Genomic DNA, 13,635 nt, shown 5'->3' with positions numbered 1-13,635 from the left:
AATAGTGTCTGTTTTTGCTGCTAGATAGCATTTTCAGTCCCTAATTCACCGCAACTTGTTGGTGGTGACTTACTGGTAGCGCAGGCACTCCACCGGGTTGAGCTTTGCCGCGCGGCGAGCGGGGTAGAAGCCAAAGATTACGCCGATGCCGACGGAGACGGCGAAGGCCAGCAGCACCGTGGCGATTGAAAAACTCGGTGTGATTTGCCCGCTGGCTCCGAGCTCGCCAAGAATCCCGGATCTGGAGGCAAACATCGCGAGGCCCCAGGCCAGCAGATAGCCTATCAGGACACCCAATAGGCCACCGGTGACGCACAGCGCCGAAGACTCGGCCAAAAACTGCGCGGTGATATCGCGACGACTGGCGCCCAGGGCACGGCGAATACCGATCTCGCGGATGCGCTCAGTCACGTTGGTGAGCATCATATTCATAATGCCGATACCACCGACAAGTAGCGAGATACTGGCGACAGCTCCCATGATGAGCGAGAACGCGCCCATAAAGGAGTTGAGTGCATCGATGGCGCTTTTCATGGATGTCGCCGATACACCGTCGTACTCATCATCCTCCGCGATGCCCTTCATCGCGCGCACCTTGGACACGATGGTCTTACAGAGCTCATCCATGTCCGTGCCCTCGGTGGCAAGTGCCGTCACGCTGGGGAATGAAGGATTCTCGTCGCCAAACAGACCGGAGATTGTTTCGCGTGGCATATACAGCGTGAGCGAGCCCATTGAGTCACTGCCGCCATCAATCACGCCTACAATCTGCACCTCGCCGTCGGACACCTTGATGGTTTTCCCCAGCGCATCCTGTTCGTTGCCGTAAAGCTGATCGGCGCCGCCGCGGCTGATGAGCGCAACGCGCGAGCCTGATTGGGACTCGGCCTGGGAATAGGTGCGCCCCGCAACGAGCTTGCTGGCCCCCACGGCGTCGAGCATGTCGCTATCGACACCCTGTGCCATGACGGTATAGCTTTTATCGCCGGTCTTGTACTCGGTATACGCGCTGTCGACAATGCCGATCTGCTCTATCTGCGGCACCAGTTTTTGAAGCTTCTCGATGTCCGACTCGGTGAGTTCTTGCGACGAATAGATTTGCACCATGCGTGCCGCATTGAGGCCCAGACTGTTGACCAGGCTGTTTTGGATGCCGCCGATGAGCGAAGTCATGGCGATAACCGAGGCGATGCCGATGACAATGCCCAGGATGGTGAGCAGGCTGCGCCCCTTGTTGGCCTCGAGCGAGTGAAGGGCTTCCTGGATGAGATCGCGGGCGCTCATGCCACCACTCCTTTCGGCGGGTTGGCGGAGGCGGAAATCATGGGCAGGCTATCTACGGCGCTGCGCAGGGTCCGCGGTGCATGTGGAATATACGCGCCGTCGTGAATGCGACCGTCGCGGATGGTCACGGCGCGGTCGGCCTCGGCGGCGATGCCGGGGTCGTGTGTGATAAGAACGATGGTTTTGCCGCGCTTCTGGAGCTTATGGAAGGTCTCCATCACAAGCGCTCCGGTTGCGGAGTCCAGGTTTCCCGTCGGCTCATCGGCCAGGATGATGGGCGGGTCATTGACAAGGGCGCGCGCGATGGCGACACGCTGCATCTGGCCGCCCGAGAGCTCGGATATGCGGTGGTCCCAGTGGTCGACCGGTAGCGTGACGGCCTGCAGCGCGTGCACGGCGCGCATTTCCCGCTGGCTTCGGGGCACATTGGTGTAGGCCAACGGCAGCATGACGTTTTCGATAACCGACAGGCGCGGCAGCAGGTTGAAGCTCTGAAAGACAAAGCCAATGCTCAGGGCGCGAACTTCGGTGAGCTCGTCATCGTCAAGCTCGGCCACGTTGAGCCCTTGCAGGTAGTAGTCGCCCGCCGTCGGCTTATCCAGGCAGCCTAGGATGTTCATGAGCGTTGATTTGCCCGAGCCCGAGGGGCCAGTGATAGCGACGAATTCACCGGGATTTACCGCCAGGCTCACGTTGTGCAGGATGTGGGCGCACCCCGCCTCGCTCTCAAAGATGCGGTGTACGTTGCGGATGTCGATAACGGGACGCATTACATGCCCTCATTGGCAGACATGCTGCCCGAATCCGCGCTGTAGCCGCCGTCAGCCGTTGCGTCCGCTCCGGTGTCCATGACGAGCGTGTCGCCATCGCGCAGCTTGGTAACCGGCACGTTGGGGTTGGTCTCGTTGCCCTGGTCGTCGCGCTTGACCTGTGTCTTGCCGACTACGGCTTCGTTGTCGTTTTGCGTCACGACGGTCACCTTGACGCGGCGGGTTTGCTTGCCCTCGTCATCAGTCGCCACGTTGACGTAATAGTGTTCGCCGTCTTCGGTCATGAGCGCCATCGTCGGCACCATTACCACGTCGTCGAGCTGCTCGGTCACCACCGATACCTCGGCTGTCATGCCCGGCTTCAGGCGCGCGTCGGGAGCCTCGATGAGGATGTCGACGTTAAAGGTTGCGCTGCCGCCACCGGAGTTGGAGTCGGAGTTTGCCACCGAGGCGATGGCCGTGACCGTTCCCTGGCTCACGATATCGGGAAACGCGGGATACGTGACGTTGGCGCTCTGCCCAACGGCGATCTTGGCGATATCCTTTTCACCCACCTGCACGGTTACCTTCATCTTGGACAGGTCGGCGATCTGCATGCACTGCTTGCCGCCGCTCGTATCGCTTTCGCCCATGATCATGCCGCCTGTTACCGTGGCGCCCACCTTGGCGTTGAGCTCCACGATGCTGCCCGAACTCGGGGCCGTTACCGTACGGCTAGCGGCCTTGGCGTTCGCCTGGTCGAGGTTTGCCTGGGCCGAAGCGAGGCTGCGCTGCGCGGCCGATACGGCGTTCGTGTCCGCTGATGCCGCGGAGACACCAGCCGCTGCGGAAGCTCCATCGGCGTCCGTCGTTGGGGTGGCCTGCGCGGCAGCTGCGGCTTTCTGCGCGTTGGCGAGGTCTTCCTGGGCGGCTGCAACTGCACGCTGCGCCTCGGCAACGTTGCGATCGAGCTCGTCGTTTTTAATGGTCATAAGCACGTCGCCCTCGTTGACGGATTGGCCTGCCTGCACGTTGATCGAATCGACCGTGCCGTCGACAGAAGGGGAGACCACTGAGGACGAAATGGGTTTGAGTTGGCCTTTCGCCTCGACCGTTGAGCTAAACGTGCCCTCGGTCACCATGTCGGTCACAGGCCCGCTAGCGCCCTGTGGCTGCGCATTGATAACCAGGGTTGCGACAATGGCAATGAGCGCGATGGCACCCACGACGCCGGCGGCAATACCGCGTCGAATCAGCTTTTTGCGTCGACGTTCGGCGCGTTTTGCCTTGAGCTTGGCATACGCCTCTTCATCGGAAATCTCGGCCGTATCGTTCGCGCGTCCGCTCTGCTTGTCGGTGTGTGCGTTTGTAATCAGAGGAATCGTTTCGGTGGCACCTTCGGGCGTGTGCTCGGTATCATCTGGGCCCGGGGTGATCGTGGGGACATTCGGCATAGCGTCTCCTTTATAGAAAAACCTCGATAATTATAAGCGCCCACCGGTTGGGGCGGGCGCATAGGACGGTTTCTTTCGGAACTGTTAGATTGGTCGCAGCGGTTCCACGTTGTAGGAATGCGCGCGTTGCACTATGAGTGGACAACCACGCACAGGCCGACTTTGATGCAGTCGTGCAGTGCCTTGGCGTCTGCCAGGCGCAGGTTGATGCAACCGTGGCTGCCGCACCACTTGTACGACTCGGCATTATCGAAGCTCTTGTCGTTTTGCCAGGTGGCATCGTGGAAGCCGATCATATTGCCCTCAAACGGCATCCAGTAGCTCACCGGGCTTTCGTATTTGGGCTTACCGGTCTCGGGGTCCTTGGCTCCGATCAGGGTGCTGCCGCCGTCGTTGCTGTTGATCTGCCACACGCCCTCGGGGGTTGCGTCTTCGCCCGGTTTGCCGGAAATAAAGTTGGCCTCCCAAACGACATTACCGTTCTCGTCATAGTAGCGCGCGTGCTGCTCGGACAGGTCGACGTCGATATACGCCTTCCAGTCGGGCTCTCCCTTTGCGGTAAAGGTGTCGGCCTTCTGGGAGTACTTGATCTCGATTTCGCCGGTCTGCTTGCTGTTAATGGCGTCCTCGACCTGCTTGGCGAGTGAGCTGCTGTCGATGGACCAACCAAAGTCACCGCCTTCGACGGCGCACTGCTTGCCATCGGCGCGTGTCCACCAGCGAGTGGAGCCCACGGTATTAAAGCCGTTAGCGAGTTCAGCCGCCCAGCTGCTGATCTGCGACGTATCGAGCGTGGGGTTGGCCGGATCGGCAAAGCTGATCCACTGCAACACGGAGCTGCCATCAACCTTACCGGCATCCTCGCCGTTGAGCTTGAGGGTCACGTTGACGCCCAGAAAGTTGTTGGCGGCATCGCATGCGGCCTGAATTTGATCATCGGTCAGCGTTCCATTGAGCGGCTCATAGGCATCGTTGCCGAGCTTGGAAAGTTCTACGGTCTCGGCCAGCGAGGCAAGCTCGAGCTCGGCATATTTAATGACATGCTCGCGGTTAAGTTTTTCGTTGGAGCGCGCCTTCTCGACGGTAAACTTGCCGGCCTGCTCGTCATATGAGCTATTGGCCTCGAACTTGCCCGAACGTCCTTCGTTAAACTCGTCGATGGCGGCGCCCAGATCCTTCTCAAACTTCTTTTGGTCAAAGGTATCGGAGAGCATGGACAGGTCGACGTCTTGATCAAGATCGACTTCGTTGGAGGTAGCGGTTGTTTTGGTCTTGCCGCTTAAGGATTCCACAAGGCGGACCGGCCATACAAAGGCCTCGTTGTGGGTGATGATCTCTTTTGCGGCAGCTTCGCCATCAACGATGGGCTCATCGGACTCGGGCTGATAGGTCCAGCTAAAGTCATCACCTGTCACGGTGAGCTTATAGTGCTTCCATGCCGAGTTGACGTTGGTTGCGGCAGACGAAGCGTTGGAGAACGAGACGTCGACGCCGGCAATGGTGGTGTTGGGGTAGGCTAGCTGTGAAAACGCTACGATGCCTACGATATAGACAATGACGATAAGACCCAGAACGACAAAGAGCGTCGTCTTTTTGCCCGACTTATTGTTGCCGGCGGACTTGCGCGCGGGGCCGCGATCGCCTCGAGCGTGCGTGGGGGGCTGCTTGGGCGCATTGCCGTTTGCCTGGCGCTGCTGACGTTGTTGACGCTGCTGTCGCTGTTGGTTCGGGCGTTGGGAAGCGTTTGCCGCACCACGCTGCTGACCGTGGCTCGGCGCGATAGGACGCGGTGACTGAACGCCGCCGGTGTGCCTGCTCGGCTGCTGCGGATCGGGAATCAGTTGAGTTCGATCGTTTTGCGACATCGTATGCATATCCTTCGAATTTCGCCTTATGGCTCATCGTGTTTTTACTGGGCTTGCATTATAGCGATTGCCCTGCTGTTTGTGGTACGGAAACGGTGGCATTCAAAAGAGGTGGGACATTTGTCCCACCTTTGAGTCATTCTTTGCCGTTATCCGCACACACCGCATTTTGCACAGGCCGAAAGTGCGGCCGGAGCCTGCGCGATGCCGCCCTTTGCCGTCTCGCGCAGCGTGGCCGGCAACGCGTGACCCACCGAGAGCATGACATGTGCCATCTGGTCAAACGGAACCAGGCTCTTAATGCCTGCGAGGGCGAGTTGTGCCGAGCTAAAGGCCGCTGCCACGCCTATGGCGTTGCGGTTTTGGCAGGGCACCTCCACGAGGCCACCGACGGGGTCACAAACGAGGCCCAGCAGGTTACTCAGCGCGATGGAACTGGCGTCGAGCGCCTGCTCGGGCGTGCCGCCGAGCATCTGCACCAGCGCGGCGGCTGCCATGGCAGCGGCGCTTCCCACCTCGGCCTGGCAGCCGCCCTCGGCGCCGGCGACGCAGGCGCTCGTGGTGAGGTTGAGGCCGATGGCGGCTGCGCAGTAGAGCGCGTCCATGACCTGCTCGTCGTCGAGCTGAAGGTGATCGGCGAGCGCCAGCACGCAGCCGGGCACGACACCCGCGGAGCCTGCCGTGGGGGCGGCGACGATCACGCCCATGGTAGCGGAGCGCTCGAGCACGGCCATCGCGCGGGCCACGGCATCGGTCTGAACGGGGCCCATCAGGCTTGCACTCAAATCGTTGCGGCTGGTGGCATCGACGAGTTTGGCCTCGCCGCCGATAAGCCCGCCGAGCGAGCGCTGCGGATTGACGATGGGGGTTGTGGTCTCCTCGCGCATGACGTCGAGTACGCGGCGCATGGCGGCGACGGCGTGCGCCTCACCGGTCAGACGCGCCTCGCGCACGGCCATAACGGCGCCGATATTCAGGCCGAGCTCGGCACACGCATCGAGCAGCTGCTCGCCGTCGTCGAAGATCTCCTTGGCCGAGACGCCGGGGGAGAGCGACGAGGCAGAACCGGGGAGCTCGATAAAGGTCGCGTAATCGACATTGTCGAGTTTGCGTAGCATGGGGATAACGGTGTCGTCGGGCGCGCCGTCGGTCTCAAAGACGGAGTAGGCCTGGCCGCCCACTTCGGTGCGGTAGGTGCGGCAGAAGGCGATGTTCACGTGGGCGTAGGCGAGCAGGTTGGTGAGCGCGGCGAGCACGCCGGGGACGTCGTAGTGCGCCACGAAGAGCGTGGAGTACATGCCCGAGATGTCGACGCCGACGCCGTTAATGCGGCTGATGCGCATCTTACCTCCGCCCAGGCTCTCACCGCGGACCTGTGCCGTGGCGCCCGTGTCGTCGACCATGTCGATGTCGACGGTATTGGGGTGGATGGAGGCGTCGTCACCCTTGATGTCAAAGTGATATTCGAGGCCCTGCTCGCGCGCGAGGTCGAAGGCCTGCTTGATGTTCTCGTCATCGGTGTCGAGGCCCAGTATGCCCGCGACGAGCGCGCGGTCGGTGCCGTGGCCGCGGTAGGTGTGGGCGAAGGAGTTCCACAGGCCAAAGGTGACTTTGGTGATGCGGCCTTCCAGCAGGCTGGCGGCAACTTGGGCGCAGCGCAGGGCGCCGGCGGTGTGCGATGAGCTGGGGCCGACCATGACGGGGCCCAAGATCTCGAATGCCGAGGTCGTAGCTAGTGTTTGCGGCTTGCCTGCCATGGGTGCTCCTTCTCTATCCCGTCGTTCCGAGGGCTTTGGTATTTGGTCGCCTGCTCTACAGTCCTGGCTCGCACGGAGGCCACATTAAGTGGCCTCCGGCTCGTGCGGAACTCGCGATCGACCAAATACCAAAGCCCTCGGAACTTAGGATACATGGTAGAGGCGCTCATGCTGCAAAATCCATCAGCTGGAGACCTATTCTGTGCTCCATGTCGACTCATCTTCACCACCGATTAAATAAAAAAGAGGTACCGGTTGTTTCGGTACCTCTTTTTGGTGCGTTTCTATTTGGCTGTAGCTTTAGCCGCGTGCTTACAGGCCGCAGGCTGCTTTGAGTTCTTCGACTCGGTCGGTTTTCTCCCAGGTGAAGTCGGCGTCTTCGCGGCCGAAGTGACCGTAGGCTGCCGTCTTTTCGTAAATCGGGCGACGCAGGTCTAGGTCGCGGATGATTGCGCCCGGGCGCAGGTCGAAGGTCTTCTCTACGGCCTCGACGATCTTGTCCTCGGCAACATGTGCGGTACCGAAGGTGTCGACCATGATTGAGAGGGGCTTGGAAACGCCGATGGCGTAGGCAAGTTCGACTTCGCAGCGGTCGGCCAGACCGGCGGCGACTACGTTCTTGGCGACCCAGCGCGCGGCATACGCGGCGGAGCGGTCAACCTTGGTGCAGTCCTTGCCGCTAAAGGCACCGCCGCCGTGACGGCCGTAGCCACCGTAGGTGTCGACGATGATCTTGCGGCCGGTGAGGCCCGTGTCACCCATGGGGCCGCCCACGACAAAGCGACCGGTGGGGTTCACGTAGATGTCCGCGTTGTCCCACGGCATGTTCTCAGCGGCCATGACCGGGGTGATGACGTGCTCGATGAGGTCGGCCTTGATCTTGCCCATGTCCTCGATCTCGGCGGCGTGCTGCGTGGAGATGACGATCGTCGTGACCTCGACGGGCTTGCCTTCCTCGTAGCGCACGGTGACCTGGGTCTTGCCGTCGGGGCGCAGGTAGGGCAGGGTGCCGTCGTGGCGCACGGCTGCCAGGCGCTCGGCCAAGCGGCTGGCAAGGTAGTGTGGCATGGGCATGAGGGTCTTGGTCTCGTTGGAGGCATAACCGAACATCATGCCCTGGTCGCCGGCACCGATTAGGTCGATCGGGTCGGTGGTAGCGCCGGTCTGGGTCTCGAAGGACTCGTCAACGCCCTGGGCGATATCGGGCGACTGCTCGTGTATGAGGCTCATAACGCCGCAGGTGTCGCAGTCAAAACCGAACTTGGCACGGTTGTAGCCAATGCGGCGGATAACACCGCGGGCGATTTCCTGTACGTCGACGTAGGCCTGGGTGCGAATCTCGCCGGCGACGATGACGGTGCCAGTGGTCACGAGGGTCTCGCAGGCGCAACGGACGTTCTCCACGTTGGCAGGCACGCCGTTGGGGGCGATGTAGCCCTGCTCCTGGAGCTCTATTTCTTTGGCAAGGATTGCGTCGAGGACGGCGTCGCTGATCTGGTCAGCGATCTTATCGGGATGACCTTCGGTCACCGACTCCGACGTAAAAACAAAGGACCCGTGTTGGGGCGGGATGGAACGAAGTTCTTCTGACATGATTGTCCTTTCAAAAACGTGTCCCGGCGACCGTTACCATTCCGCCGGGCTCTCTATGCAAGGGCACATCATAGCGCGTAAATCAAACATTCACACCCTTTCCGCACCTACTCATTGGGGACAGACTTAAATGACCACCTTACCTAAGTGCCGACAGGTTGCCCAAAGACTGGTCATTTAAGTCTGTCCCCAATGAGTAGGTCGGTGCCCTTTGTGCGGAGGTTGCTTTGATGCTTTATACTGATGCGGTTAGACATCCATCCTGCAATCGAGGAGATTTCCATGGCATCAGACGTTCGCGTCCGCTTTGCACCCTCACCGACGGGCAAGCTGCACATCGGCGGCGCCCGCACCGCTATCTATAACTGGGCTTTCGCCCGCGCAAACGGCGGCACGTTCATCCTGCGCATCGACGACACCGACCCCACCCGCTCCACCGACGAGAACACGCAGATCATCCTGCGCGCCATGCGTTGGCTGGGCCTGGACTGGGACGAGGGTCCCGAGGTGGGCGGCGACTTTGGCCCCTACGCCCAGACCGAGCGCCTGGACCTGTACAAGCAGGCCGCCCAGAAGCTTTGGGACGAGGGCAAGGCCTATCCCTGCTTCTGCACCAAGGAGCAGCTCGACGCCGACCGCAAGGCTGCGCAGGAGCGCAAGGACCCCTTCCAGGGCTATCAGCGCCGTTGCCGCGATCTTGATCCCGAGGAGGCCCGCCGCCGCATCGAGGCCGGCGAGTCCTACGTCCTGCGTATCAAGGTGCCCGAGGACCGCGGCGACGTCGTCATCCACGACGCCGTCCACGGCGAGGTGACCTTCGACGCCAAGGAGCTCGACGACTTTGTCATCTTCCGCTCCGATGGCACGCCCACGTACAACTTCGCGACCGTCGTCGACGACGCCATGATGAAGATTACCCATGTCATCCGCGGCGACGACCACCTGTCCAACACCCCGCGTCAGGTCATGGTCTACGAGGCCCTCGGCGCGCCCGTGCCTACGTTCGCCCACATCTCCATGATCTTGGGTGCCGACGGCAAGAAGCTCTCCAAGCGCCACGGCGCCACCTCGGTGGAGGAGTACCGCGACGCCGGTTACCTGCCCGACGCCTTCGTCAACTACCTGGCGCTGCTCGGCTGGTCGCTCGACGGCGAGACCACGATCATCCCGCGCGATGTCCTGGCCAGCAAGTTCTCGCTCGACCGCATTTCCAAGAACCCGGCGACCTTCGACCCCAAGAAGCTCGACTGGGTCAATGCCGAGTACATCAACGGCATGTCCGATGCTCAGTTTGCCGACGAGATCATGGTCCCCGAGCTGCACGAGGCGGGTCTCATCGAGGGTAATGTCGAGTACGGCGAGGATTGGATCGACGCGCTCGCTGCCATCGTTAAGCCGCGCACCAAGATGCCGGCCGACGCCGTGACCGTCGCCGCTCCCATCTTCGCTACGGCCGAGACGCTCGAGTATGACGAGAAATCCGTCAACAAGGGCCTGGCCAAGGAGGGCATGGGTGCCATTCTGGACGCCGCCAAGGCCGCGCTCGAGGGTGTGGACGAGTGGACCGCCGCCAACATCGACGCCGCGCTTGAGCCGCTGCCCGAGCAGATGGACCTCAAGAAGCGCGTGGTGTTCCAGGCCGTGCGCGTCGCCGTTTGCGGCAACATGGTGAGCCCTCCGCTGGGCGAGACCATGGCGCTCGTCGGCCGCGACGACTGCCTGGCGCGCATCGACCGCGCCTGCACGATGGCGCTGTAATTGCTGCGCAAACGTTTGTATCCGAGCCCCGTTCACTCTGAGCGGGGCTCTTGCTTCTGTAGACGTATGGGATAGGAGGTGCTGGGGCCATGGCCGAGCAACTTTCGCTGTTTGGTTCGCCGGAACCGGAGGAAGCTCCGAAGTCCGCGGCTCCTGCCGCCGCCCCGGCGCAGCCCGAGCCCGCACCCGAACCCCTCGCCGCCTATGCGAGCGTAGTCCTCGACATCCCGACGCGTGCACTGTCCGAGCCGTTTGCTTACGGCATCCCGCAACCCCTCGCCTGCGAGGCCCAGATCGGCTCCACCGTCCTGGTTCATTTTGGCAACCGTGCGGCCGCGGGCTACATCGTCGACATCGCGCCCGAGCTGGCCGACCTGCAAGGTAACGACGTTCTCGATCCCGCGCGTATCAAGCCTATCGAGGCTATCCTCAGCAAGCCGCTCTTTACCGCCGAGGCTGCCCGTATCGCGTGCTGGATGAGCCGCGAGTATGTCGCGACGCTTTCCGAGTGCCTGCGCCTGTTTTTGCCACCGGGCGGCAGTCCGCGTGTGGTCAAGGGCGACGACGGTGTGTGGACGGTTGAACGTCCCGCCGTCAAACCCATCCAAAACCGCTGGGTGATGCTTACGCCCGAAGGCTTTGACTATACGCCGCCCAAGACCGCGGTCCGTCAGCGTCAGCTCATCGAGGCGCTGCAGTGCGGCCCGGTCACGACGCGCGACCTCAATCTTCTCTATAACAGCATGTCGGCGACCATCAAGGCGCTCGAAAAGCGCGGCGTCGTGGTGGTGGAGGAGCGCCGTGCGTGGCGTGGCTGCAGCGAGCAGACCACGCTGTCCTCGGCAAGCGGCAAGGCGCCGGTCTCCCTTACAAACGGCCAGCAACAGGCACTCGCGCAGATTGAGCGCGCCCGTTTGGACGCTCATGGCGACGTGGTGCTGGTCGACGGCGTTACCGGCTCCGGCAAAACCGAGGTTTATCTCTCTGCCATCGAGCGTGTGCTCGCAGCTGGTCGCTCTGCCTGCGTGCTCGTCCCCGAGATCTCGCTGACGGCCCAGACTGTCGGCCGCTTCCGCTCGCGCTTTGGCGAGACGGTCGCCGTGTTCCATTCGCGCCTTTCGGCCGGTGAGCGTCTGGACCAGTGGGATATGGTCGCCAGTGGTGCGGCCCGCGTGGTGGTCGGCGCCCGCTCGGCGCTCTTTTGCCCGCTCCACGACTTGGGCCTCATCATCATCGACGAGGAACACGAGACCAGTTACAAGCAGGGCTCCAGTCCGCGCTACCACGCGCGCGAGGTGGCGGCCGAGATGGCGCGGCGCTACCGCTGCCCGCTCGTGTTGGGCTCCGCCACGCCTTCTGCCGAGGCCCTCGACCGCTGCCGCCGTGGCACGTATAACGGTGTCACCTGGACGCGTGTCGAGATGCCCGAGCGCCCGGGACACGCCGTGCTGCCCACGGTCCGCATTGCCGACCTGCGCCGTGAGTTTTCTCACGGCAGCCGCTCCATGTTCTCAAAACCCTTGATGGAGGGCCTCGAGCGCGTGGTCGAGCGCCGCGAGAAGGCTGTGCTGCTGCATAACCGCCGCGGCTTTGCGCCGTTTCTGATGTGCCGCGAGTGCGGTTGCGTTCCCACCTGCAACCACTGCTCCACGGCGCTCACGTACCACGAGCGCACGCACACGCTGCAGTGCCACACCTGCGGATCGTCCTGGCGTGTGCAGCCGTATCCCGCGCCCGCGAGTCGCTGCCCCAAGTGCGGCAGCCGCTACCTGGCAAAAATGGGCTTGGGTACGCAGCAGATCGAGGATGCGCTGCATCAAATGCTGCCCGACGACGTCGCCATCATTCGCATGGATGCCGATTCCACGCGCGGCAAGGATGCGCACAAAAAGCTGCTCGAGCAGTTCGATGCCGCCGATTGCGCGGTGCTGCTGGGCACCCAGATGATCGCCAAGGGCCTCGACTTTCCCGAGGTCACGATCGTAGGTGTGGTCAATGCCGACTTTGCCCTCAAGCTGCCCGATTTTAGAGCAGGGGAGCGCGCCTACGACCTGCTGGAGCAGGTGGCGGGTCGCGCCGGCCGCGGCGATCGCCCCGGCGAGGTCATCATCCAGACCTACCTGCCCGAGGACCCGGTCATTCGCGCCGTCGCCGAGCACGACCGCTCGATCTTTACCGACTACGACCTGGACCAGCGCCGCGACGCGCTGTACCCGCCGTTCGTGCGCCTGGCCAACATCTTGGTTTGGTCGACGAACGCGGATGACGCACGGGACTACATCGGTCGCATCGCGAAGCTCCTCAAGCGTCGCTGGCATGCTGCCGCGCCCGACTTTTTGCGGGCGGGGAGCGCCGTTCCCCAGGTGCTGGGCCCGGCTTCGTGTGTAATCGAGAGAGCCAAGGACCGTTACCGCTTCCATCTGCTTGTGAAGTCCCCGGTAGGGTACCATGTCTCTGATGATATCGACGCCTGCCTCAAAGAGGTGGGCTCCGTACGCGGCGTGAGCGTGAGCGTTGACGTCGACGCCTATGATTTGATGTAACAACCCGAAAGGATGGCCATGGAAGCCAACGGAATCGTACTGTCGCCCGACCCTCGTCTGCGCCAGGAGTGCGCCGTCATCGAGGAGATCACCCCGGCGATCGAGGCCCTTGCCGAGAAGATGAAGAAGATGATGTTCGACAACGGTGGTTGCGGTCTTGCTGCTCCGCAGATCGGTGAGCTTATTCAGCTCGTCACTATCGACTGCGACTACAGCGACAAGAACGATTATGACCCGTACGTGCTCATCAATCCTGTTATTGTGGAGCAGAGCGACCATCTGGTGCCCTATAGCGAGGGCTGCCTGTCCATTCCTGGCATTAGCTGCGAGATCGAGCGTCCCGACCATGTCGTCGTCGAGGCGTACGACTTGGACGCAAACCTGATTCGCTATGAGGCTTCGGGCGATCTGTTCTGCGTGTGCCTGCAGCACGAGATCGATCACCTGCACGGCAACACCATGTTCGAGCGACTGAAGCCCATGCAAAGGCTCAAGGCCGTCAAGGAGTACCAGGACGCCCTGGCCCGCGGCGCTCGACCGGGCGAGACGGAGTAAGTCCCACCGTCCCCTTCCGCCGCAGGGCTTAGGTTTTGCTCCATGCTCAAACAGTCCTGCTCGCACGAAGAGCACAT

At 62.1% G+C, this 13,635-nt stretch carries 9 protein-coding genes; 3 read left to right on the top strand and 6 right to left on the bottom strand.

Going from position 1 to position 13,635, the window contains the following annotated elements:
- Positions 1-69 precede the first annotated feature (69 nt).
- From AAAX32_RS05390 to metK, 6 genes are all read right to left on the bottom strand, one after another.
- Positions 70-1,284: an ABC transporter permease gene (locus AAAX32_RS05390; protein WP_349100218.1), complete on the bottom strand. Its 1,215-nt coding sequence runs from the start codon at positions 1,282-1,284 to the stop codon at positions 70-72.
- The gene (locus AAAX32_RS05385) at positions 1,281-2,054 is read right to left on the bottom strand and encodes an ABC transporter ATP-binding protein (protein WP_196026079.1); all 774 of its coding nucleotides are present in this window, start codon (positions 2,052-2,054) and stop codon (positions 1,281-1,283) included. The genes AAAX32_RS05390 and AAAX32_RS05385 overlap by 4 nt, the downstream gene beginning before the upstream one ends.
- Positions 2,054-3,487: an efflux RND transporter periplasmic adaptor subunit gene (locus tag AAAX32_RS05380; RefSeq protein ID WP_349100217.1), complete on the bottom strand. Its 1,434-nt coding sequence runs from the start codon at positions 3,485-3,487 to the stop codon at positions 2,054-2,056. Before AAAX32_RS05380 ends, AAAX32_RS05385 begins: the two co-directional genes overlap by 1 nt.
- A gap of 131 nt (positions 3,488-3,618) precedes the next feature.
- On the bottom strand, positions 3,619-5,352 hold the full coding sequence (locus AAAX32_RS05375) for a L,D-transpeptidase (protein WP_349100216.1): 1,734 nt from the start codon (positions 5,350-5,352) through the stop codon (positions 3,619-3,621).
- A 149-nt stretch (positions 5,353-5,501) separates the two neighbouring features.
- Positions 5,502-7,109, bottom strand: a complete 1,608-nt coding sequence (gene sdaAA, locus AAAX32_RS05370; RefSeq protein ID WP_349100215.1) for an L-serine ammonia-lyase, iron-sulfur-dependent, subunit alpha — start codon at positions 7,107-7,109, stop codon at positions 5,502-5,504.
- Positions 7,110-7,421: 312 nt separating this feature from the next.
- The gene (gene metK / locus AAAX32_RS05365) at positions 7,422-8,702 is read right to left on the bottom strand and encodes a methionine adenosyltransferase (protein ID WP_117636948.1); all 1,281 of its coding nucleotides are present in this window, start codon (positions 8,700-8,702) and stop codon (positions 7,422-7,424) included.
- Positions 8,703-8,984: 282 nt separating this feature from the next.
- Between metK and gltX the strand changes: the two genes are divergently transcribed.
- The 3 genes from gltX to def all read left to right on the top strand — a co-directional run bounded on the left by gltX (position 8,985) and on the right by def (position 13,558).
- Positions 8,985-10,460 carry a glutamate--tRNA ligase gene (gene gltX / locus AAAX32_RS05360; RefSeq protein WP_349100214.1) on the top strand — a complete coding sequence of 492 codons (1,476 nt, stop codon included), beginning with the start codon at positions 8,985-8,987 and terminating at the stop codon, positions 10,458-10,460.
- Between the two features lie 89 nt (positions 10,461-10,549).
- Entirely contained in the window at positions 10,550-13,003 is a 2,454-nt protein-coding gene (gene priA / locus AAAX32_RS05355) for a primosomal protein N' (RefSeq protein ID WP_349100213.1), read from the top strand.
- A gap of 18 nt (positions 13,004-13,021) precedes the next feature.
- Positions 13,022-13,558 carry a peptide deformylase gene (def, locus tag AAAX32_RS05350; protein ID WP_349100212.1) on the top strand — a complete coding sequence of 179 codons (537 nt, stop codon included), beginning with the start codon at positions 13,022-13,024 and terminating at the stop codon, positions 13,556-13,558.
- The last annotated feature ends 77 nt before the right edge of the window (positions 13,559-13,635 follow it).

Origin of the sequence: Collinsella sp. CLA-ER-H3, from assembly GCF_040092425.1 — a bacterium.
GTDB lineage: Bacteria > Actinomycetota > Coriobacteriia > Coriobacteriales > Coriobacteriaceae > Collinsella.
This window is presented reverse-complemented; position numbering and strand designations above follow the sequence as displayed.